Origin of the sequence: Nocardioides pocheonensis, from assembly GCF_003725535.1 — a bacterium.
GTDB lineage: Bacteria > Actinomycetota > Actinomycetes > Propionibacteriales > Nocardioidaceae > Marmoricola > Marmoricola pocheonensis.
Window position 1 is genome coordinate 77,480 of the sequence record NZ_RJSF01000046.1, and the last position, 20,578, is coordinate 98,057.

Below are 20,578 nucleotides of genomic sequence, written 5' to 3' on the forward strand. Positions count from 1 at the left end.
CCCCGCCACACGACGCCATGGCACGATTGCCATCTTTCGACGAGATCACGCCACGGCCTGCAGGCAAGTCCGGAGACCTGCACCACGGGCCGCTTTGCAGACCAGCAGGCTTCACCGCTCCCACCGCTCCTCCCACTGCATCATCGCGGCGAGAATCGGCAGGAGGTCGCGGCCCTTGTCGGTCAGCACGTACTCGTATCGGTCGGGCGCACTCTGGTACTTGCGCCGCTCGACTATCTCGGCGCTGGTCAGCCACTTCAGGCGCTCCGAGAGAACCTTGCGGGAGATGCCGAGGTGTCTCTGGAAGTCTTCGAATCGGCATACGCCGAGCGCCCCTTGCGCGACGATCTCGAGATCCCACGAGCGCTTGAGGATGTTCACCGCTGGGCGTGCGTGAGCCCGTCGCGGAGCGAACGCTTCGCTTCGGCGATGCGCAGCGCGTCCTCGACAGTGAGTCCCCCCGGCAGGTCGAGAGCGGGGCTGTCGGGCAGGGAGGCGGCCAGCGCCTCAGCGGTAGTGGTGATCACCCACAGGTTGTACGGGTTGTCCGCTCTCGCCTGTTCAGTGGCTGGGCCGCGGTGTCGTCCCGGCGTCAGGAACCGGGGCGTGTCGCGGGTGTGGCTCGTGGCCGGGAAAGGAGCAGTTGATGGCCCCTGGATCGAATCCCCGACCGGCCGGGCCCGGCCACTCGGCGCCATCTACTTGTCCGATAGGCCGGCTGTCTCTACGACGGGGAACAACTCGTGAGAACGGGGTGAGAGATTGCTCCCCACATCAGGGTTTCGCGCGCGGCACGGCCGCTTGAAAGGCGCCGAGCCGAGGCCAGCAGTCCTGATTGGGATCAGATCGCGCGTGCTAGGGGCGCTCAGGCGCCTTGGCTAGCGGAACTCGTCGATCGGAGGGTTGACTGAACGTCTTCGAGGAGCTGCTTGTAGCGCACCGGAGGTGCGCCGAGCGGAAAGTCCCGCAGAACTTGGTCGTGCAACCGCCGAAGCCGAGGAGGCACTGCCTTGTCTTGGCGAGCCAAGGTGTGCACCGCTACGACCCCCAGCAGCGCCAAATTCTGATCTAGGGCCAGGCCGACGCTCTCCGCCTTGGCCCACGCGGCAAGGTCCTGAGTTCCGGTGTCGGTCTGCCCACCGGCTGCGATGCTCGTGAACGTCGGGGTCGCCGCCGTGCGCGCTTCCTCTGCGCAGCCCGCCGACGACATGTAAAGCAGGCTGATCTGTGGCTCAGACTCAAGGACCCGCAATCCGTCGGGTAGTTCGACGAGCTGATTGAGTTGGGCGGAGACGATCTGGCACAAGTCGGCCCACGCTCGAACCAGTACGTCGACTGCGGGCGCCGCGAGGGCGTTGTGATAGCCACCGTTGGAAAGCAGCGCACCCGAAGGCGGAGCGACCTCAGGGCCAACAAAGATCGGGTTGTTGGAGGATGCCGCGAGAGCAGTGCCAGCGCACTCCTCCACCCAACTCTGAGCCCGGACGAGCCAACCAAGGACCCTCGGTGCGCTTCTGAAGGAAACCGGGGCCTGATACGCGCGCAAGTCTTCGGGATTGCGACCCGCGAGAAGTTCGCGAAGATGACGGACGCCGGATGCCTGGAACTCGTCATTCCACACCGTCTCAAGAGCCTCACTGTAGTGCGCGTCGGGCGCTCCTACAGCGGCAGCGGACAGGGCCAGGACGAGCTCGGAGGCTCCAAGGCGTGGCCTACCGGACAAGGCCACGTCGCACAGGACGGCGGCCGCAACCGGGGACCCGTTGATCATGGCCATGCCTTCACCCAGTTCCAGCGTGCCGTCGAAGTCGGCCCGGAACAGGTGGCTGAGCGCGATGATGTCCCCCGGCTCACCGTGTCCGCGCCCCGGCACCGGCGGGAGGTCTTCGTTCAACATCTCGATGAGTCGAACGGCAGTGTCCGCGCGCAGGCACGCGGTTCCGTTCAAGACGTCGGCAAGGCGCGCCAGAAGGATCCCTCGAGTCAACCGCTCCGGGAGCGGATCACCGAAGGCAGCGGGGGTGCTCGGAAGGCGCGCGGCGTACTCGGCCCGCTCCACCTCACCCATGACCGTCTTCGCCGCCGTGTGATGACGCGTGGTCACGCCATACAACCGCTGGTCGGAGTTTTGATCTACGAACTGCAGAAACTGCTTTCGGCGCTCCGCGATTCTCCGCAGCGCAGCGTCACCTAGTCGGACCTCCGCACCGTCTGCTACGGCACTCACCAGATCGAGAGTGAGGTCCGAAGCAGAGTTGATCTCATGTACTTCGTGATCAACGCCCTGACCGGCGGTCATCGATCGTCTTCTGACGTAGTTGAGCGTCGTTGTGCATCGAAATGGTTGTCAACCAGCTCGCGGAGGAAGTCAGAGACCTGCTTGGGTCTATGTCCGAACAAGGATCCGTGCCCAAGACCCTCGATCTCGTGATACCTGGCTTGCGGAGCGAGTTCTGCAAGCTCTGCGCTATAGGCGGGTGGGGCACAAACATCCTCTGAGAAGCAGACGATCTCGAGCGGAGAAGTCACCAAGGGGAGGCGGTCTACCAGATCGAAGTCGATGCACGGGACCCACTGTGTGGCCACGGTGGCCTCCGTATTCGCTACCGCGTCCGGATCCTCGAGCGCCTCGCGAAGCATCGGCCACAGGTCGGGATCTTGAAGGGCGCTAGCCGGATACATCATCGCTGCGTAATGGGTTGCAGAGAAGGCGGGAGGAAGACTGCCGCCTGCGTCACGGTATGCGACCTCGGCCCTCATGTAGTCGCCGATCCAGCCATGATGCCCCCGCGCGGCACCAGCCAAGGAAATGCCCAGAGTGACGAGTTCCGGGTAGTCCGCCGCGAGCTGCAGCATGATCAGAGCCCCGAGAGAATGCCCAATGACCACGGCCGGGCGGTCGCAAAGCTTCGTTAGAAGCTCGGCAGTATCAGCTGCGAAGTCCGCAATGGTCCATGGCAGCGGAGCCCTGCAGGTTGTGCCAAGCGATCCGCGGTTTTCGAACATGATCGACCGATACCCATCGGCAAATGCTTCGGCATAGTCGGGGCCCCAATCTGACGCCCGGCCACCTCCTCCCGAGAGCCACAGGATCGGCGGTCCGTCGCCGGTCTCTGCGTAGAAGGTGGCCAGGTTGGTCAGGTGAATCGGCGTCACGGGTTAAGCGCCTCCTGCGCGAAGGGAGCGGAAGCCGCTTCATTGCGAACGTCGGTTGTGGCCCATTCCTCAAGATTGGCATCTGCGAGCTCGATCTGACGTCGCTCGGCATCGAGATCCATACTCCGCGAGAGCACCAGGTACACGCCGGCCGATACCGCCATTCCGACAAATGCTGCCACGTCGTAACCGAGGTGCTTGCCGATCGGGCCCGACCACCAGTGGGTGACGGCAAACGGCACCATCGCGGCAACACTGAGCCCGTAGGCGGTGTATCCGCGCCAGTTCCAACTGCCGTACATGCCGCGCGGATTGAAGATCTCCCGGATCGAGTAGCGACCGCGTCGCACGAGGAAGAAGTCGACCAGATTGGTCGCCGTCCATGGAGCGAGCGCATAGAAGAGGATCGTGAGGAAGTTCGCGAAGTTGGTCACGAACTGGTCAGAAGCCTTGAACGAAATCAAAACGGAGACCAGGCCGAATGCACCCGTGACCATAGGGCGGGCGAAACGTCCGGGCGTCGACGGGCGGAACGAGTCAGAAATGCTGAGCACGGTGAGACCACCACCGTAGGTGTTCATGCAGATCAAGATGGCGGTACCGACCAGGGTCACGCCGAGCAGGATGTGCCCGAAACCGCCGAAGACCGCGTCACCCGCTGCGGTCAGCCCAGAGACATAGTCGAGCTTGGGGAACGCAGCGGTCACAACGGCACCGATGCCGGCCACGACGATGCCGGTGATCGCCATGCCGAGGTAGGTGCCGAAGAACGAGGCCTTGGTGCTCAGATGAGGCAGGTAACGGGTGTAATCCGAAACGTACGGGGCCCAGGACAGAGTTGCGACGGCCATAGCGCTGGCTTGAAGCATGAAACCGGCCATGGAGAAGCCCTGGGTGAAGCTCCCGCTGCCAGCGGGCACGTCGAGGACGAACGGCGCAGCCACGACGAGCAGCAGAAGCGCGACGACGAAGGCTCCCGTGACCCAGCGCGAGACCTTGTGCACGAGGTCATATCCGGCGACTGCCAGCGCGACTCCGACGACGGCCGTCAAGATCATGCCAGTGTCGAGGCTGATGTGGAACAGGTTGTTGAGACCCTGCGCCAGCAAGACGATGCCGAAGACGTTGATGCCCAGGTAGGTGGCTACGGCGATCAGGTAAATGAGGACGGCGCCCAGGTAGCCGTACTGCGGCCGCGATTGAATCATCTGCGGGATACCTAACTGCGGGCCCTGCGAGGCGTGAAACGCAGCGAAGAAGGTCCCGAACATTGACCCGAGAACGATCGCGACGAGAGACCAGAGAAGATTCAAGCCACTGAAGAAGCCGATGCTGCCAATGGCGATGCCGGTCAGGTTCGCCGAACAGGCAATCCAGACAGGGGTGACGTGCCACGGCTTGCCGTGCCGTTCGCGCCGAGGGATGTACTCGATCGAGCGCTTCTCGATCAGCTGCGTTGAGTCGGTCGACGTCAGAGAGTTCGGTGTCTGGTGAGACATGACGCATGCCTTTCTACCTGTTGTGAGGCTAGTCCGGTTGTTCGGCCCGACGCAGCCCTCAGTTTCCGCAAGAATCACCCGCCCGTGACCCGGGTCACACGGCTCGTTCCGTTCAACGGCACGCCGGTTCCGGGCTCGAGTCGTGGGCCCCAGGGGTGGCCGATAGGGACCGGTACTGGGCCTCGCGGGCCTTCGGTTGCCGCTTCAGCGGGGGGAGGCCGTCGCCACTGCGAAGCCCGCGATCCACTCCGGTATGGCGTGATAGAAGCGGGAGTTCACCTCGTAGTCGCCCGTCGCAGCCAAGGCTGCGAACGCGGCGATCCAGGTCCGAACCTCGTGCCCCGAGCCCCCACCCTGAGCGCCCATCCACTCGACAGTCCAACTGTCGAGGGCTGCCAATTCGTTCTTCTCGAGGTGGTCGAGGAACTCGTTGTCCCAGGCAGGGTTGATAGGGATCATGCTCGAATCCCCCGCCGCGTAGGCGCGGCCGGCGGCCACGACCCGCTCTTCACCCTTGGCCCGCTGTTCGGCAGTCGGCGGATGTCCCTCGATGAGAGCATCGGCAACTCGAGGCGGGGCACCCTCCAGGACCGGAACAGGAGGATCGTGCGAGAGACCCCCGGAGCCGACGAAGAGGACCCGTCTGTCCATCGTGGCTGCCACTTCACCTATTGCGGCACCCAGAGCTCGGATGCGGGAGATCGGGCACAAGGGAGTCGCAACCCCGTTGACGAATACAGGGACGACCGGGATGCGGTCGATGCCTCCGAAGATGACCTCCAGCGGCTGCACAAACCCGTGATCGACCACCATTCGCGCGGAAACCGTCAGATCGATGCCCCGATCAAGGACACCTCGGGCGAGCTCGACGGCAGCCTCGTTGTCGACCGACAGCGGGCCGGACGCAGAGCCGAAATCACCCACGGCGGTCGCGCCTGTCGCGAGGCAGAACGGCGGCATCTCCTTGTAGAAGAACCCGTTGTAGTGGTCCGGTGCGAAAAGGACCACGAGCTCGGGATCGAACTTCTTGACCCACCCGCGCGCGGCGTCGACCGCCGCGTCGACGGCTGCGAGAACCTCAGTAGCGGGGTCGTTCTTCCCGATCAGTGGGGAGTGAGACAGACCAAGTGTGGCGGCTCGCATTCGTCCGACTCCTTCAGTGCTCGTGGTTCGGGTGGACGATGACCTTGCCCGTGATAGCGCCGTCGATCATGAGCTGAAAGCCCTTGTGGATCTCGTCCAGGGGGATGGCTCGGTCGATGACCGGCCGCACCCCTGTGGTCTCGAGCATCCGGAGCAGCGCGATCATCTCGTGGCGTGTGCACCCGGTGGAGCCGAGGATGCGCTGCTGCTGGTAGAAGACCCGGCCGAGATCGGCGGACGGGTTCATTCCTGACGTCGCGCCCGCGGTGACCACCGTCCCGCCCGGGCGCAAGCACTTGAGGGTGTGGGCCCAGGTGGCCTCACCCACAGTCTCGATCACAGCGTCGACCTTGGCGGGGAGCCGCCCTCCGGTTTCGACGACGCCGGCAGCTCCCCACGTGAGTGCCTCAGCTCGTTTGGACTCACTGCGGCTGGTCGCCCACACCTCGGCGCCAGCGGCGGCAGCGAGCATGATGGCTGCCGAGGCAACGCCCCCGCCGGCGCCCTGGACGAGCACCTTGTCGCCCGCCTTGACCTGAGCCTGTGTGAACAGCATCCGGTAAGCCGTTCCCCAGGCAACAGGGAGGCACGCTGCCTCGTCGAACGACAGGCCCGTCGGTTTCGGAAGCACATTGCGTCGGGGAACCGTGAGGTACTCGGCGAACGCACCGTCGTGGCCTTCAGACAGCAGCGAACGGAGGGGATCGATCGTTTCGTCACCCATGCCTCGATCGGCGTCAGCGACGATCGGGTACACGACGACCTCGTTGCCCTCTTCGTCGTAGCCGGCCGCATCGCAACCGAGAATCCGAGGCAGTTGTTCTGCGGGGTGACCCACGCCGCGCAGCGTCCACAGGTCGTGCATGTTCAGCGACGAGGCCACGACCTTGACCAAGGCCCAACCCGGAGGCGGGGTGGGGACTGCGACATCCAGCAGCTCGAGGCAGGACAACGGGTCGATGGCGCTCTGCGACGTGGCGACAGCAGCTCTCATGTCCCAAACCGTCTCTCGATCCGTGAGGAAGAGACACGGCTCGTGCCGTTGTGCGGCACATGCGGTGGAGTACACGGTCCGCAGCGACTTCTCTTCTCTGCATGACGTCCACCACTGATCCCACGACGGTAGCGGTCACGTCTGCTGGGCCACACAGCGGCGCGATCGAGCTGCCCCATGGGGCCCTGCAACGGCCGGCGGAGATGCGGCGCAACATCGACGTCTCCGGACTTGTCGACCACGAGGGTGGCCTCCTGGACCGCGCGGTGTTCACCGACCACTCGATCTACGCCCAGGAGATGCGCCGGGTCTTCGCTCCGAGTTGGCTGTTCCTCGCACACACCGACCAGTTCAAGAAGCCGGGTGACTTCTTCGCCACCTTCATGGGCGAGGATCCCGTGCTCGTCACCCTGACGAGAGAGAAGAAGCTCAAGGCGTTCCTCAACTCGTGTCGCCACCGAGGAGCCCGGGTCTGCCGCGCTGACTTCGGTCAGACACGCAACTTCACCTGTAGTTACCACGGCTGGTCCTACGATCTGGATGGGAAGCTCGTCTCGGTCCCCAACGAGGCCGGATACCCCGAGTCGTTTGAACGCGACGATTGGGGTCTCGTCGAGGTGCCGCACATCGAGACCTACAACGGCCTCATCTTCGGAACCTGGAATCCCAGCCCAATCCCGCTGCGCGAGTCGCTGGGCGACATGGCCTGGTACATGGACGCGATGCTCGACCACGACGACGATGGCACTGAAGTCGTTGGCGGCATCCACAAGTGGGTTCTCGACGGCAACTGGAAGCTTGCTGCAGAGCAGTTCGCGACCGACTGGTACCACGTCAACATGAGCCATGCCTCGGCGCTCATGGTGATGTCGCCAACCGGCAAAGGCCCCCGTGACGAAATCGTGCACCGAACCGGCCGGCAGTACGTCGACCCGAACGGACACGGCGCGGGTTTCCCGGTCCACACGAAGAACCGGTTCGACGCCAAGACGGTCCACGACCACACCGACTACACGGCCCTGCGGGAACGGCTCGGCGATGCTCGCGTTGAAGGCCCGCTGACCAATGGTCACGCCACGGTCTTCCCGAACTTCTCGTACCTGCCCGTCAACGGATCCATCCGGATCTGGCACCCCAAGGGCCCGGACAAGATGGAGGTCTGGGCGTGGACGATCGTCGACAAGTGCTGGCCCGATGAGGTCAAGCAGGCCCAGCGCCTCTACAACCTTCGAACCTTCGGCCCGTCCGGCATCTTCGAGCAGGACGACGGCGAAAACTGGTCGGAATGCCAAGCCATCGCCGCCGGATTCATCACCAACGGCGTGGCCCTGAACTACCAGATGGGCCTCGGCTCAGAACGCGAGGACGGCCGCTACCCAGGCACGACCTCCGAGCTGTACAGCGACGCCGCCGGCCGTTCGTTCTACGCCCGCTGGCGCACCTTGATGAACACGCCGGCCTGGCACGAAGGGGACGCACGATGAGCGAGGGAATCCTGGTAGCGAACCTCGACGACATCGCCGAAGGCGAGGGCATCGCCATCGACAAGTCCATCACTGGCACCGACGACAACATCGCACTCCTGCGCGACGACGACGGGGCCGTCTGGGCTCTGGACGACACCTGCACTCATGAGACCGCCTCGTTGGCAGAAGGCTGGGTCGAGGACGGGCACGTGGAGTGCCCGCTGCACGCCTCGAAGTTCTGCCTCAAGAGCGGGGACGTTCAGGGCCTACCCGCGACCAGGAACACCTGCCCGCACCGGGTGGAGATCCGCGATGGCGGCATCTGGTTGTTCCCGAACGAGACACCATGAGCAGCACCTGCAGCGTCGTCATCGTCGGCGGGGGAATCGGGGGTGTCAGCACTGCGGCCGCACTCCGCAACCGCGGATTCCTCGGCGACCTCACCATCGTCGACGCAGGCGAGCTTCCCTACGACCGGCCGCCACTGAGCAAGGACTACCTCGCTGGCCGGAAGAGCCTCGACGACATCGCGCTCCAGTCACCCGATTGGTACGACGACCAGAGCATCACCTTGCGCAACAACACGACGGTCGCCGCGCTGCGTGCTGACAGCGGGACCGTCGAGCTCACCACCGGGGAGCAGCTCCGCGCCGACCGAGTCGTCCTCGCCACCGGAGGCCAGGCAGTACGACCCCGCCTGCCCGGCGCAGGCATCGATGCCCTGCACGTTCTCCGCAGCGCGGAAGATGCAGACAATCTCCGCAAGGTGCTCCTACCTGGCGCACGCATCCTCGTCGTCGGCGCCGGCCTCATCGGCGCCGAGGTCGCCTCGACCGCCCTCCACCTGGGGGCCGACGTCACACTCGTCGACCCACTCGCGGAGCCCCTCTCAGCCGCAATCGGTCGAGATGCTGCGGAGTGGCTTCACTCAGTCCACGCCGCCAACGGCATCACAACCATCACGGCCGGCATCGACGGGTTCGAGAAGACAACTGACGGGATTCGCACCTACCTCCGCGGCGAACCACACCACTTCGATGCCGTCGTCCTCGGGGTAGGTATGACCCCCAACACGCAGCTTGCCGAATGGGCCGGCCTCGCCGTCGACCGCGGCATCATCGTCAGCGCCGGTCAGTTGACCTCGAACCCCGCCGTCCTCGCTGTCGGCGACCCGACCCGGCGCACCGTAGACGGCGCAGTCCGCAAGCGCGCCGAACACTGGGAGGCAGCTCAGCACGATGGTGCGAGGGCCGCAGCCACCATCCTCGGCCTTTCGCTACCCGCAGAAACCGCCCCGTGGTTCTGGACCGACCGGCACGGACTCCATGTCGAGGCGGTCGGTCAGATGAGCGCTGCGACGACGGCAGTCACACGTGGCGCCATCGGCGAACCGCCGTTCGCGGTGTTCGGCATCCGCCACGGCAACGTCGTCTCTGCAGCGGCGGTCAACGACTCCAACGCCGTGCGCGCCGCCCGTCGCCTCATCGATCGCGCCATCGCCGTCGATTGCCGACAGCTGGGCGATCCCGGCGTCGACCTCCGAAAGCTTCTCCGTGCCTGAAGTGCCGACAAGCGGAACAGCACCTGGATCCAGCACAACCAGGGAGGGTTGATCAGATCGTGACAACAACCAACCACTCGACCGTCGCTGGCGGCCTCGCGTCGCTACAGACGCACTTCGAGGTCCAGCAGTTCTACTACCGCGAGGCCGAGCTTCTCGATGACGGCCGTTACGCCGACTGGCTCACGCTGCTCGCCGACGACCTCGACTACTGGATGCCCACGCGCACCAACAGGTTGCGTCGCCAACAGGCCCTCGCCACCGCTGCACGCGGCGAGGCCGCGTTCTACGACGAGTCCAAGGAGTCTCTCGCGTGGCGGATCCGCAGATTCGACTCCGGTATGGCCTGGGCCGAAGACCCACCCTCGCGCACGCGCCACCTGGTCACCAACGTTGTTGCCCGCCACGTCGACCCCGACGATAACGCGGGGTTCGCTGCCGATGACCTCGCCGTCAGGTCGGCCTTCATCGTCTACCGCAACCGGCTCGAACGCGAAGAGAACATCTTCGCCGGCTCTCGCGACGACATCTTGCGCCGCAGCGACGAAGGGTTCCAGGTCGCCCGCCGCGTGATCCTGCTCGACCAGAACGTGCTGCTGTCCAAGAACATCTCCACCTTCTTCTGAGAGGCCCCAACGTGACCACCACGGAACTCGAGCTGATCCGCCACACCATCCCCACCACGCTGGGCGACATCAATGTCGTCGAGGTCGGAAGCGGCCCGGTGCTGGTGATGCTGCACGGCGGCGGCCCCGGCGCCTCCGGGATCTCGAACTACCACCAGAACCTCGCGACCCTCGCCCAGCACTTCCGCGTGCTCCTGCCCGACCAGCCCGGCTTCGGCAACAGCTACCGGCCGACTGAAGCCGAACTCGAAGCCCGTTCCATCACCGAGATCACCGTGGACGCACTGTTCCAGGCAATCGACGCACTGAACATCGACCGATTTCATCTCCTCGGAAACAGCCTCGGCGGCGCGGCCGCGATCGCGATGGCCCAAACACATCGCGATCGCGTCACGAAACTGGTCCTGATGGCACCCGGTGGCGGGTGGCTCCCGTTCGGCCCGACACCCACCGAGGGCCAGAAGCAAATGTTCTCCTACTTCAACGGGGCCGGACCTTCGGAGCAGAAGATGGCCAGCTTCATCCGAACCATGGTGTTCGACCACAGACAGTTCGGCAAAGACGTCGTGAGAGCACGTTTCGAGGCCTCCATCGAAACCACCCACGTCGAGTTCTACCACCACTACAACGCAGCGTTCGCCAAGCGCCGCGGCATGGACCCACTGTGGAAGGATCTTCACTTGATCAAGGCCCCCACACTGCTGCTGTGGGGCCGAGACGACCGCACAATCACCCTCGACGGCGCCCAGCTGATGCTCAAGCTCATCCCTGACGTCCAGCTTCACGTGTTCGGCAACTGCGGGCACTGGGTCCAGCTCGAACGTCAGGGCGAGTTCGAGCAGCACGTCACCACCTTCCTGAGCGACCAGCGGAGCCACTCATGACGGGCTGGCTCGAGGGCTACACCGCACTCATCACGGGCGGCGGGTCCGGCATCGGTGCGGCAGTCGCTCGGCGCTACGTCGCGGAAGGCGCCTCCGTAGTCATCATGGGGCGCGGCAAAGACAGACTGGACAACGTCGTCGCGACCAGCGCCGATCCGAGCCGGATGCACGCTATCGAAGGCGACGTACGCTCCGTCGCCGACCTGGAGAGAACGGTCAGCGAGACCGTCCGCATCTTCGGCACTCTCGATGTTCTGGTGCCGAACGCCGGCATGTGGGACTTCCAGCGGCAGCTGACCAAACTGACCGGCACCGAGCTCTCCGAAACTTTCGACGAGCTCTTCTCGGTCAACGTCAAGGGCTATCTCCTCGCCTGCCACGCCGCATGGCCCGAACTGGTCAAGTCGCGCGGGAGCATCGTGATGACACTCTCCAACGCGTCGCTCTACGTCAACGGCGGCGGACCCATCTACACGGCCAGCAAACACGCCTGCCTCGGCCTGATGCGAGAACTGGCCTACGAACTCGCACCCAAGGTCAGAGTCAACGGAGTCGCCTGCGGCGGCATGAACACCGACCTTCGGGGACCCGCCACCCTCGACCTCGACGGACGCTCGATCGCGACGTCCTTCGCAAACAAGTCAAGCGAGTCCCCCCGCCCACCTCTACCGTTGTGGGACTCCAGCACCGATCCGACAGACTTCACCGGCTCCTACGTTCTGCTTGCATCGCGCGAGCAGGCAGGACCCATCACCGGACATGCCATCTCCGTCGACGGCGGAATGGGTGTCCGCGGGTTCCGCAGTGACGCCGGAGGCGACAACCTATGAGGACCAGACACATGCCCAACGTCGACATCAACCCCGCAAGTGCCGTCGCACGCCACGCGCGCTTCAACCCTGACGCCACAGCAGTCGTGTACGCGGGCGGAGACCTCACCTACGCGGACCTGAACGACAAGGCCGCGCGGTTCGCGACCGTCCTGACCCAGAACGGCGTCGCGCAGGAGGACCGAGTCGCGTTCCTCGGCATGAACAGCACGTCGTTCCTCGTCACGATGCTCGCTGCGTTTCGTCTCGGCGCCATCTTCGTGCCCGTGAACTTCCGCCTCGCTCCCCCCGAGACCCTGGCCGTTCTCGAACAGTCCGGCGCCTCGGTTCTCGTCTGTGAGGAAGGGCACCGAGCTCTGGTCGACGGACTTGTGAAGCCCGCCGTCCTCGAGGCTCTGTTCCTCGTCGACGACGACTCCGAGGTGCCGGCCAGTTCGTCCGCCGCCAGGTGGACATCGTGGTCGAGTGCGATCGCGTCCGCCTCGCCCACCGCCGAGGTCAGCACCCGTACCGAGGACGACGTGGCCATCCTGATGTTCACGTCGGGAACAACCGGGAGGAGCAAGGGAGTCACCCTGACCCACGGAAACATCTGGTGGAACTCCCTGAACGTCGAGCTGATGGTCGATTCGCGAATCGGCGACACCACCCATGCAGCAGCGCCCCTCTTCCACGTCGGGGCGCTCAACAGCTTCGTCCTCCGAGCCCTGGTTCGCGGGAACAGGGTCGTGGTCCGCAGGGCCTTCGACCCAGCGCAAACCCTCGACGACTACACGCACTACCAGGTCAACTCCACCTTCGCAGTCCCGGCGATGTTCATCGCGATGCAGCGCCTCCCCGAGTTCGACGCCGCCGATCTGAGCACGCTGCGTGCCGTGGTGGTCGCCGGGGCGCCAGTCCCGCCGTCGGTGATCACGGACTGGGCCAAGCGCGGTGTGATGCTGCAGCAGGCGTGGGGCCTGACGGAAACGGCGCCGTTCGCCACCCACCTTCCCGTGGACTGGACGCTCACCAAGACTGGATCGGCCGGCATCCCCATGCCGTACACCGAGGTTCGAGTGGTCGACGTGGTGACTGGCGAGCCAGTGGCAACAGGCGAGCGCGGTGAAGTCATCGTTCGAGGTCCGAATGTCACTAGCGGCTACTGGAAGAACGACGAGGCCACCGGAGCTGCATTCGATGCCGATGGGTGGTTTCACAGCGGAGACATCGGGTTCCTAGACGACGACTCCTGCCTCTACATCGTCGATCGGCTCAAGGACATGATCATCTCCGGAGGAGAGAACGTGTACCCAGCTGAGGTGGAGCGGGCCCTGGCAGACCTCGAAGGCCTGAACGACGTCGCTGTCATCGGAGTGCCGGACGAGCAATGGGGAGAGATCGTCGTCGCCCTGGGTTCTGTCCAGCCAGGAGCCGATATCACGCTGGAGACCGTGCGTGAACACGCAGCCAACAAGGTCGCCCGGTACAAACTCCCCAGCCGATTTCTGATCGTCGACGCCGTTCCACGCAACGCGTCCGGGAAGCTCGACAAGACCAACATCCGCCGACTTGCGGGCGAGACCGATGAGCGAGGCTGATCTGTCCGCCCTGGACCTGCCCGGCTTCACGATCATCGAGCGGTTCGGCGGCCCTCGAACGGCGAAGCTAGCCGTTCGTCTTGGCGGGAATCTCCACGCCGTGGTCGAGGTCGCCCGCTGCCGTTCGAGCCGATTGCGTGACGCCTATCCCGTGGGAGAGCACGATGTAGAGGTCGTCACCACCGGCGACCTGCCGCCGGATGCGACCACCGCCCTGCTCAAGGCGGTCGTCCAAGCGGTCGAGAAGGCAGACCCGTTCTGCCGACGACTTGTCACTGCGACGGACGCCGACGATCTCGACTCGTTGCACAGCGCAGAGGCCGCGGGATTCCGGTACGTACTGAAGGTCGACCTGCGCGAGGGCACTTTCAACCTCGCCGTCGTGGAACCGTCCTGGGTTACGGCAGTCGACATGGACCTTGACCACATGCCCGGCACCTGACCAGGTCGGCTCCGAAATGCCTATCCAGGCAAGCGGTCGAATCTCATGATGCAGCAGCGTGCGGAAGCCGAACGGTGGCGCCCACACCTGCTCGCCGGAGTGCCTGTGAAGCAGCGTGGCTGACTCGCCGTAGTGCCGCGGCATGGGAACGTGGGTCGAAACCTGCGGCCGGACCCGATACGGACAATCCGGCGATCGCCCTGTTGCCCACTCCGAAGACCGGCACCGCGACGCAGGCAAGCCCTGGCGCCGACTCCTCGATCTCGAACGCGAGACCCTCTCGGCGGATGCGGTGCAGCTGCAACGACAATTCCTCGACGTCGACCACCGTTCTCTCCGTCAGTCGCTGAAGGTGGGTGTTCGAGGTGATCATCTCGAACACCTCCGGGTCGTTGGCGATGAGCGCCTTGCCGATGGCAGTGCAGTGCGCTGGCACTCGGCCCCCGACCCGCGAGGGAGCCGGCACCCGTCGATGCCCGTAGAGCTTCGCCAGATAGACGACATCAGTCCCGTGAAGGGTGGCCAGGTGCACCGTCTCGTGAGTGAACTCGTACAGGTCAGCTAGGAAAGGTGTCAGCACCTCTCGAATCCGGTCCTGCTCGGGTGAGTAGACCGCCGCGCCGAGATCGTGAAGGCGTTGGCCGAAGCGGTATGAGCTTCCCACGCGTTCGACGACGCCGTTGCGCTCGAGGAGATTCAACACTCGGAACGCGGTCGACTTCGACAGCGAAGCGCGGCGGGCGAGTTCGCTGACCCCGATGCCGCTGGCAGCCTGCTCCCCGAAGCAGGTGAGTAGCGAGAACGCCTTGTCGATCGCGGCTCGATCGTCTCGCGGGGTGTTCTCGGTATCGGTCATGTGATGCTCCGAGGTCTAGCGGTGAGGTGTTGTAAGTGACATGATGACCACTAGAAGTGACGTCACACAAGTGTGACACTCAGTCAATTTTAAGTGACAGGCGTTGGGGATGGACAGCAACGAACTCGTGGCGCGCAACGTCAAGAGGTTCCGCCTCGAGCGCGGCCTCAGCCTCGGCGACGTCGCGCGACGCTCCGGGCTCTCCAAACAGACCCTGTCGAAACTGGAGAGCGGGGTAGGCAATCCGACTGTCGAGACGCTGTCCGCCCTGGGATCCGCGCTGGATGTCTCCCTCCGCCGCCTCATGACCGAGTGGGGGACGCCGGTTTTCGTTCAGCGCGTTGACGAAGGCGAATGGGCCCCGGCTCACGGGCACGAAGAACGGCCGCTCGACGAGATCTTCGGCTCCGGCTATGTACGCACCACCTTGATCAACCTGAATCGCACCGACCGCGTCGAAGACATCGAAGCGCACCCCCCGGGCACCCTCCACCACGTATACGTCGTAGTCGGGCGGGTCCGCTTAGGACCGACCACAGACCAGGTTGAGCTTTCTGCGGGCGACTTCGTCCGCTACCCGGGCGACGTCACTCACCGCCAAGCCTGCTTGAGCGAGAAGGCAGTCCTCCACGTCGTCACGACCCTTCCTCAGGTGCGGCAGTTCACCCCCACCGCCCGCCCCGTAGATGGACAGTAACTCCGCGTGCCGCTGACCGGAACGAGGGTCACGCCGCCAGTTGGAACTGATGAAGGCTGAGAAGTCCGCAACCGATCCTGGAGCGCCCTCATGCCAACTGCTCAGACTCCTCGCGTACCTGCTGAGGTTATCGACGAGGCCGCCAACCGCCTCCTGGTTGCCGGGTACACGAACTCGCCCTGCGAGCCGGTTCGCGACCTGATCGGCGCCGAGGACGTCCAGGCGGCGTACGCCGTTCAAGAGGTGTTGACCGGGGCTCGAGTGGAGGAGGGGGCGGCCATCGTCGGGCGAAAGATCGGCCTCACCTCTGAGGCCGTCCAACAGCAGCTCGGGGTGAGCCAGCCCGACTTCGGGATTCTGTTCGACAACATGGCCTACATGTCCGGGGACACCATTCCCTTCGAAGCCGTGCTCCAACCCAGGGTCGAGGCCGAGATCGCCTTCGTCCTCAAGCATGACCTCGTCGATGGACCCCTGGACCTCGAACAGATCCGCACCGCGGTCGACTTCGCCGTTGCTGCTCTGGAAGTCTGCGGGAGTCGAGTACGAGACTGGGACATCTCTTTCGCCGACACGGTTGCTGACAACGCCTCGTCAGGCGCCTTTGTCCTCGGAACCGAGCGACGCACCCTAGGCACCTTCGAGCCCAGGGATGTCCAGATGACCATGCGGGTCACCAACCAGAACGACGCCAACGGGACGGGTGCCGCCTGTCTCGGTGATCCGCTCCTTGCCCTCCAGTGGCTCGCCGTACGAGCCCGCGAACTCGGCGCCCCACTCCTCGCCGGCCAAGTGATCCTCTCCGGAGCTCTGGGGCCCATGCGACCAGTGCAGCCGGGGGCTGTCGCTCACGCCGAGATCACCGGGCTCGGCTCTGTGTCGGTTCGCTTCTCCAGCAAGGACATCTGAACATGGCCGCCATCAAGAGCAAGATCAAGGTTGCGATCGTCGGCTCCGGCAACATCGGCACCGATCTCATGATCAAGGTGATGCGCACCTCCCGGCGCCTTGAGGTAGGCGCCATGGTCGGCATCGATCCCGCATCTGACGGGCTCGCGCGCGCCGCACGCCTCGGCTTCGCCACTACTTCAGACGGAATCGACGGTTTGATCGCCCTGCCGAACTTCGACGAGATCGACATCGTCTTCGATGCGACATCGGCCAAAGCTCACGAGTACAACGCCGGCAGGCTCGAGCCCTACGGGAAACGACTGATCGACCTCACTCCCGCCGCCATCGGGCCGTATGTCATCCCTGCCGTGAACCTGGATCAGCACCTCGAGGCGCCGAACCTGAACATGGTGACGTGTGGAGGCCAGGCAACGATCCCCATCGTCGCTGCCGTTGCCCAGGTCGTTCCGGTTGCCTATGCCGAGATCGTCGCCTCGATTGCGTCGAGGTCTGCGGGACCGGGCACCCGCGCCAACATCGACGAGTTCACCGAAACCACCAGTTCGGCGATTGTCCGGGTGGGCGGGGCCCGACGTGGCAAGGCCATCATCATCCTCAACCCGGCAGAGCCACCACTGATCATGCGCGACACCGTCTTCTGCCTGGTCTCGGCGCCCGGCGCCGACATTCAGGAGGACATCGTCGCGAGCGTCGAGAAGATGGTCGGCGACGTCGCCGAGTACGTCCCGGGCTATCGCCTCAAGCAGAAGGTTCAGATCACAGAGATCCCAGAGGATCAACCGCTGGAGACCCTGATCGGCTCAGAGGGCGAGCGCCCAACCCATCAGGTGTCGGTGTTCCTTGAGGTTGAAGGCGCTGCTCACTACCTGCCGGCCTACGCGGGCAACCTGGACATCATGACGTCAGCCGGAATCCAGGTCGCCGATCGGATCGCAGCCCAGAAGGTGAGCGCCGCGTGACCACCAAGATCTTTGTCCAGGACGTCACCCTGAGGGACGGCATGCATGCGGTCCGCCACCGCATCACCCCAGAAGATGTGCAGCGCATCACCCTTGCATTGGACAACGCAGGAGTTGACGCCATCGAGGTCGCGCACGGCGACGGCTTGGCCGGATCATCGGTCAACTACGGGCCGGGTTCCCACTCTGACTGGGAATGGATCGAGGCGGCCGCCTCGGTCCTCGAGCGGGCGCGACTTACCACCCTGCTTCTCCCGGGAGTCGGCACCATCCACGAGTTGAAGACCGCATGGGACCTGGGCGTCCGCTCGGTGCGAATTGCCACCCACTGCACCGAGGCAGACATCTCTGCCCAGCACATCGCCGCAGCACGAGAGATCGGCATGGACGTCTCCGGCTTCCTGATGCTCTCCCACATGGCCGCACCTGAGGACCTCGCGAAACAGGCGAAGCTCATGGAGTCCTACGGAGCCCAGTGTGTCTATGTCACGGATTCCGGCGGGCGCCTGACCATGAACGACGTCTCTGCTCGAGTGCGCGCCTACAGAGAACTCCTCAACCCAGCTACCGAGATCGGGATCCACGCCCACGAGAACCTCTCCATGTCAGTCGCAAACTCGGTGGTCGCGGTCGAAAATGGGGCTTACAGGGTCGACGCGTCTCTGGCCGGACACGGTGCAGGCGCCGGCAACTGCCCGATCGAGGCGTTTGTAGCCGTGGCAGATCTTTCAGATTTCGAGCACAACTGCGAGCTGTTCAAGCTTCAGGACGCCGCAGACGACATCGTTCGCCCGCTGCAGGACCGACCCGTCAGGGTCGATCGCGAAACCCTCACCTTGGGCTACGCAGGCGTCTACTCATCTTTCCTGCGCCACGCAGAGAACGCTGCGGCCCGCTACAACATCGACGTACGCGACATCCTCGTCGAATGTGGCCGGCGAAAACTCGTCGGCGGTCAAGAAGACATGATCGTCGACGTCGCTCTGGATCTTCAGGCGGCCACCCACTGAACTCGAGCGACCGATGACAGCGAGCCTCGCACACATGCCTCGATTGCGTGACGGTCGAGACTGGACCGTGCTTGCTGCATGCCTCGACGAAGACCCGGACTTGTTCTTCCCTGCCGGCGAACGCGGAGCAGCACCCGCTCAGCTAGAACGAGCTCGGAAGATCTGCCAGAGTTGTCCGGTGCGCGGGTGGTGTCTTCAACTCGCGCTGAGGATCGATGCGGATCATGGCATGTGGGGCGGAACGACGCCACACGAGCGACAGAGGTTCAAGAGTCGTTCAAGAAGGTAGTGCGGTCCAGGCGAACCGTGCGTTTCGATCGACGGCGCGAGCCGGACACACGCCTTCCTTGAAGGCGAAGTTCGGCATAGGCCGCCGTCGAGTTCCGATTCGGGTACGCCACGTGCCTCCGGGTTCGTGAGACGTATGTGAGTGATGGCGCCCGGCGTGACGTCCAATCCAGCCGAGATCCGGACCCTTGGTCACGTGCATGAAGTGGTTGCGCTGCGAATGTCATGCACCAGCACCAGCGCACACACAGAAGCCAATGGCGACGAGCACGAGCCCGCTGATCCCGCTTAGACCCCTCTGGGCGCCGGGGCGCGTCATGAACGCGCGGCCGCGAGAGACGAGGAAGGCGAACAGCAGGTACCAGCAGGCCGTGACGGTCGCCCACAGGATGCCAAGCCCCAGAGTGGGCAGAAATCCGCCGCCTCCGGCGAACGCCGGCAGGAGCGAGACTGCGAACGCACCTGCCTTCGGGTTTCCGAGGTTGGTAGCCAAGCCCGCGAGGTAGGCAGATGGTCCGCTTGCTTCAATATCCGGGCCGCCGGAAGACACGGCGGACAGCTCGGCTGGGTGGCGCATTGCTGACAAGGCGGTGCGTAGCCCGATGACAATGAGAACGCCGCCGCCGGCTAGCAGCAGTCCGCGATAGACGGCAGGGTCGGCTAGCAGCGCGGCGGCGAGGCCGGCGCCTGCGGCCGCCGACCAGATGACGAGCCCGGTCACTGTGCCGAAGATGGTGGCCACCGCGACGCGCGGCCCGTTCGCGAGCGTCTGGCGCAGCATGAGCGCCTGCCCGATTCCAGGGAGCATGGCCAGCAGCCAAGTGATGGCAACGAAGTTGAGTAGCACGCCGGAAGTCATCCCTTTGGGCTCGCCAGGTCGGTGAGGAAATCGCGTAGGGCGGTCCACATGGCGGGAGGGTTGGAGTACATGGGCCAGTGGCCGCTGTGATCGATCTCGACGACTCTGACACTTCGACGGCGCAGCTCGGGCAGGTAGCTCAGGTGCGCGTTCTGCTCGCCGTGGATGAACATCCGTGGCATCGGGAGGCCGGTGAACGTGTTGAGCAGGTCTCCGTGGTCGGAGAGCTCGACCATCGACTCGAACACCGCTCGCACGACGTCGGGGTCGACGGTGGTGAGCACGCGTGACCCGTAGAGAGCGCTGGCGTATTCGTCCGACTGCAGGGAGCGGTCCGCGAACTCGCTCAGGAACGTTTCCGGGTCGTCGTTGCCGTGGGTGACGATCTGACGGGACAGGAAGCAGTCCTCGGGGGCGAGGTTGCCTTCGATGTCGGTGTAGCTGAGCACGCGGTCCGGCACCCGATCGGCAAGGATCAGCGCGGTAAGGCCGCCCATAGAGTGACCCACGACGTGGAACCGGTCGATGTCGAGCTGGTCAAGGACGGCGAGCGCGACGTCGACGAGGAAAGGGATGGACACTTTCGTGAGGTCGCTGGCGGTGGACTCACCGAAACCAGGGGCGTCGTAGGCGAGAAACGGCTGGCCCGCGAGCCCAGGGAACTGCGTGAAGTCGGCATACTCCTCTTTGGTAGACCCGAAGCCGTGGAGGAACATCACTGGCTCCGGCCCCGGGGCGTGCATGGCGGCGATGTCCAGTGCGACGTCTTCGACCGTCAGGTCGAGGCTGTGCGCGGACCAGGACGGCTGAGGCATT

At 64.6% G+C, this 20,578-nt stretch carries 23 protein-coding genes; 13 read left to right on the forward strand and 10 right to left on the reverse strand.

Annotated elements, in window-relative coordinates; translation table 11 throughout:
• Positions 1-111: 111 nt before the first annotated feature.
• The 7 genes from EFL26_RS19960 to EFL26_RS19985 all read right to left on the reverse strand — a co-directional run bounded on the left by EFL26_RS19960 (position 112) and on the right by EFL26_RS19985 (position 6,792).
• Complete coding sequence (locus EFL26_RS19960) at positions 112-381, reverse strand: winged helix-turn-helix transcriptional regulator (protein WP_123224671.1); 270 nt, start codon at positions 379-381, stop codon at positions 112-114.
• Positions 378-527 (reverse strand): hypothetical protein, encoded by a 150-nt coding sequence (locus EFL26_RS24375; protein WP_183408288.1) that lies wholly within the window; start codon positions 525-527, stop codon positions 378-380. The genes EFL26_RS19960 and EFL26_RS24375 overlap by 4 nt, the downstream gene beginning before the upstream one ends.
• Before the next feature lie 338 nt (positions 528-865).
• Positions 866-2,299, reverse strand: a complete 1,434-nt coding sequence (locus EFL26_RS19965; protein WP_123224672.1) for an aromatic amino acid lyase — start codon at positions 2,297-2,299, stop codon at positions 866-868.
• The gene (locus EFL26_RS19970; protein WP_123224673.1) at positions 2,296-3,156 is read right to left on the reverse strand and encodes an alpha/beta fold hydrolase; all 861 of its coding nucleotides are present in this window, start codon (positions 3,154-3,156) and stop codon (positions 2,296-2,298) included. The genes EFL26_RS19965 and EFL26_RS19970 overlap by 4 nt, the downstream gene beginning before the upstream one ends.
• Positions 3,153-4,655, reverse strand: a complete 1,503-nt coding sequence (locus tag EFL26_RS19975) for a purine-cytosine permease family protein (RefSeq protein ID WP_123224674.1) — start codon at positions 4,653-4,655, stop codon at positions 3,153-3,155. The genes EFL26_RS19970 and EFL26_RS19975 overlap by 4 nt, the downstream gene beginning before the upstream one ends.
• A 204-nt stretch (positions 4,656-4,859) precedes the next feature.
• Entirely contained in the window at positions 4,860-5,798 is a 939-nt protein-coding gene (locus tag EFL26_RS19980) for a 3-carboxyethylcatechol 2,3-dioxygenase (protein WP_123224675.1), read from the reverse strand.
• A gap of 13 nt (positions 5,799-5,811) precedes the next feature.
• Positions 5,812-6,792: a zinc-binding dehydrogenase gene (locus EFL26_RS19985; RefSeq protein WP_123224676.1), complete on the reverse strand. Its 981-nt coding sequence runs from the start codon at positions 6,790-6,792 to the stop codon at positions 5,812-5,814.
• A 101-nt stretch (positions 6,793-6,893) separates the two neighbouring features.
• Between EFL26_RS19985 and EFL26_RS19990 the strand changes: the two genes are divergently transcribed.
• Genes EFL26_RS19990 through EFL26_RS20025 form a run of 8 tightly spaced genes read left to right on the forward strand, consistent with a single transcriptional unit; the run spans position 6,894 to position 14,181 of the window.
• Positions 6,894-8,276 carry an aromatic ring-hydroxylating oxygenase subunit alpha gene (locus tag EFL26_RS19990; protein ID WP_123224677.1) on the forward strand — a complete coding sequence of 461 codons (1,383 nt, stop codon included), beginning with the start codon at positions 6,894-6,896 and terminating at the stop codon, positions 8,274-8,276.
• Positions 8,273-8,608, forward strand: a complete 336-nt coding sequence (locus tag EFL26_RS19995; RefSeq protein ID WP_123224678.1) for a non-heme iron oxygenase ferredoxin subunit — start codon at positions 8,273-8,275, stop codon at positions 8,606-8,608. Before EFL26_RS19990 ends, EFL26_RS19995 begins: the two co-directional genes overlap by 4 nt.
• Positions 8,605-9,819, forward strand: coding sequence for an NAD(P)/FAD-dependent oxidoreductase (locus EFL26_RS20000; protein ID WP_123224679.1), 1,215 nt, complete (start codon positions 8,605-8,607; stop codon positions 9,817-9,819). The genes EFL26_RS19995 and EFL26_RS20000 overlap by 4 nt, the downstream gene beginning before the upstream one ends.
• 59 nt (positions 9,820-9,878) lie before the next feature.
• Positions 9,879-10,445 (forward strand): 3-phenylpropionate/cinnamic acid dioxygenase subunit beta, encoded by a 567-nt coding sequence (locus EFL26_RS20005; RefSeq protein ID WP_123224680.1) that lies wholly within the window; start codon positions 9,879-9,881, stop codon positions 10,443-10,445.
• An 11-nt stretch (positions 10,446-10,456) separates the two neighbouring features.
• The gene (locus EFL26_RS20010) at positions 10,457-11,329 is read left to right on the forward strand and encodes an alpha/beta fold hydrolase (RefSeq protein ID WP_221177074.1); all 873 of its coding nucleotides are present in this window, start codon (positions 10,457-10,459) and stop codon (positions 11,327-11,329) included.
• The gene (locus tag EFL26_RS20015) at positions 11,326-12,159 is read left to right on the forward strand and encodes an SDR family NAD(P)-dependent oxidoreductase (protein ID WP_123224681.1); all 834 of its coding nucleotides are present in this window, start codon (positions 11,326-11,328) and stop codon (positions 12,157-12,159) included. The genes EFL26_RS20010 and EFL26_RS20015 overlap by 4 nt, the downstream gene beginning before the upstream one ends.
• An 11-nt stretch (positions 12,160-12,170) precedes the next feature.
• Positions 12,171-13,739 (forward strand): AMP-binding protein, encoded by a 1,569-nt coding sequence (locus EFL26_RS20020; protein WP_183408289.1) that lies wholly within the window; start codon positions 12,171-12,173, stop codon positions 13,737-13,739.
• Positions 13,726-14,181: a GNAT family protein gene (locus tag EFL26_RS20025; RefSeq protein ID WP_123224683.1), complete on the forward strand. Its 456-nt coding sequence runs from the start codon at positions 13,726-13,728 to the stop codon at positions 14,179-14,181. The genes EFL26_RS20020 and EFL26_RS20025 overlap by 14 nt, the downstream gene beginning before the upstream one ends.
• A 43-nt stretch (positions 14,182-14,224) precedes the next feature.
• On the opposite strand, the gene EFL26_RS20030 is transcribed toward EFL26_RS20025, so the two are convergent.
• The gene (locus EFL26_RS20030; RefSeq protein ID WP_123224684.1) at positions 14,225-15,037 is read right to left on the reverse strand and encodes an IclR family transcriptional regulator; all 813 of its coding nucleotides are present in this window, start codon (positions 15,035-15,037) and stop codon (positions 14,225-14,227) included.
• Between the two features lie 109 nt (positions 15,038-15,146).
• Here EFL26_RS20030 and EFL26_RS20035 point away from each other — a divergent pair, with 109 nt between their 5' ends.
• The 5 genes from EFL26_RS20035 to EFL26_RS20055 all read left to right on the forward strand — a co-directional run bounded on the left by EFL26_RS20035 (position 15,147) and on the right by EFL26_RS20055 (position 18,904).
• Positions 15,147-15,734, forward strand: coding sequence for an XRE family transcriptional regulator (locus EFL26_RS20035; RefSeq protein WP_123224685.1), 588 nt, complete (start codon positions 15,147-15,149; stop codon positions 15,732-15,734).
• A gap of 90 nt (positions 15,735-15,824) precedes the next feature.
• Entirely contained in the window at positions 15,825-16,643 is an 819-nt protein-coding gene (locus EFL26_RS20040; RefSeq protein ID WP_123224686.1) for a 2-keto-4-pentenoate hydratase, read from the forward strand.
• Between the two features lie 2 nt (positions 16,644-16,645).
• Positions 16,646-17,605 (forward strand): acetaldehyde dehydrogenase (acetylating), encoded by a 960-nt coding sequence (locus EFL26_RS20045; protein WP_123224687.1) that lies wholly within the window; start codon positions 16,646-16,648, stop codon positions 17,603-17,605.
• Positions 17,602-18,615: a 4-hydroxy-2-oxovalerate aldolase gene (gene dmpG, locus EFL26_RS20050; protein ID WP_123224688.1), complete on the forward strand. Its 1,014-nt coding sequence runs from the start codon at positions 17,602-17,604 to the stop codon at positions 18,613-18,615. The genes EFL26_RS20045 and dmpG overlap by 4 nt, the downstream gene beginning before the upstream one ends.
• A 34-nt stretch (positions 18,616-18,649) precedes the next feature.
• On the forward strand, positions 18,650-18,904 hold the full coding sequence (locus tag EFL26_RS20055) for a WhiB family transcriptional regulator (RefSeq protein WP_123224823.1): 255 nt from the start codon (positions 18,650-18,652) through the stop codon (positions 18,902-18,904).
• Positions 18,905-19,126: 222 nt separating this feature from the next.
• On the opposite strand, the gene EFL26_RS20060 is transcribed toward EFL26_RS20055, so the two are convergent.
• Both EFL26_RS20060 and EFL26_RS20065 read right to left on the reverse strand, forming a co-directional pair.
• On the reverse strand, positions 19,127-19,762 hold the full coding sequence (locus tag EFL26_RS20060; RefSeq protein WP_123224689.1) for a LysE family translocator: 636 nt from the start codon (positions 19,760-19,762) through the stop codon (positions 19,127-19,129).
• Positions 19,759-20,577, reverse strand: coding sequence for an alpha/beta fold hydrolase (locus EFL26_RS20065; RefSeq protein ID WP_123224690.1), 819 nt, complete (start codon positions 20,575-20,577; stop codon positions 19,759-19,761). Before EFL26_RS20065 ends, EFL26_RS20060 begins: the two co-directional genes overlap by 4 nt.
• Position 20,578 lies beyond the last annotated feature (1 nt).

Bases quoted from the DNA above. Each gene is read 5' to 3' on its own strand.
- EFL26_RS19965 (WP_123224672.1), bottom strand. From the start codon at position 2,299: ATGACCGCCGGTCAGGGCGTTGATCACGAAGTACATGAGATCAACTCT.
- EFL26_RS19975 (WP_123224674.1), bottom strand. From the start codon at position 4,655: ATGTCTCACCAGACACCGAACTCTCTGACGTCGACCGACTCAACGCAG.
- EFL26_RS19980 (WP_123224675.1), bottom strand. From the start codon at position 5,798: ATGCGAGCCGCCACACTTGGTCTGTCTCACTCCCCACTGATCGGGAAG.
- EFL26_RS19985 (WP_123224676.1), bottom strand. From the start codon at position 6,792: ATGAGAGCTGCTGTCGCCACGTCGCAGAGCGCCATCGACCCGTTGTCC.
- EFL26_RS19990 (WP_123224677.1), top strand. From the start codon at position 6,894: ATGACGTCCACCACTGATCCCACGACGGTAGCGGTCACGTCTGCTGGG.
- EFL26_RS19995 (WP_123224678.1), top strand. From the start codon at position 8,273: ATGAGCGAGGGAATCCTGGTAGCGAACCTCGACGACATCGCCGAAGGC.
- EFL26_RS20000 (WP_123224679.1), top strand. From the start codon at position 8,605: ATGAGCAGCACCTGCAGCGTCGTCATCGTCGGCGGGGGAATCGGGGGT.
- EFL26_RS20015 (WP_123224681.1), top strand. From the start codon at position 11,326: ATGACGGGCTGGCTCGAGGGCTACACCGCACTCATCACGGGCGGCGGG.
- EFL26_RS20020 (WP_183408289.1), top strand. From the start codon at position 12,171: ATGCCCAACGTCGACATCAACCCCGCAAGTGCCGTCGCACGCCACGCG.
- EFL26_RS20025 (WP_123224683.1), top strand. From the start codon at position 13,726: ATGAGCGAGGCTGATCTGTCCGCCCTGGACCTGCCCGGCTTCACGATC.
- EFL26_RS20030 (WP_123224684.1), bottom strand. From the start codon at position 15,037: ATGACCGATACCGAGAACACCCCGCGAGACGATCGAGCCGCGATCGAC.
- EFL26_RS20035 (WP_123224685.1), top strand. From the start codon at position 15,147: ATGGACAGCAACGAACTCGTGGCGCGCAACGTCAAGAGGTTCCGCCTC.
- EFL26_RS20040 (WP_123224686.1), top strand. From the start codon at position 15,825: ATGCCAACTGCTCAGACTCCTCGCGTACCTGCTGAGGTTATCGACGAG.
- EFL26_RS20045 (WP_123224687.1), top strand. From the start codon at position 16,646: ATGGCCGCCATCAAGAGCAAGATCAAGGTTGCGATCGTCGGCTCCGGC.
- EFL26_RS20055 (WP_123224823.1), top strand. From the start codon at position 18,650: ATGCCTCGATTGCGTGACGGTCGAGACTGGACCGTGCTTGCTGCATGC.
- EFL26_RS20060 (WP_123224689.1), bottom strand. From the start codon at position 19,762: ATGACTTCCGGCGTGCTACTCAACTTCGTTGCCATCACTTGGCTGCTG.
- EFL26_RS20065 (WP_123224690.1), bottom strand. From the start codon at position 20,577: ATGCCTCAGCCGTCCTGGTCCGCGCACAGCCTCGACCTGACGGTCGAA.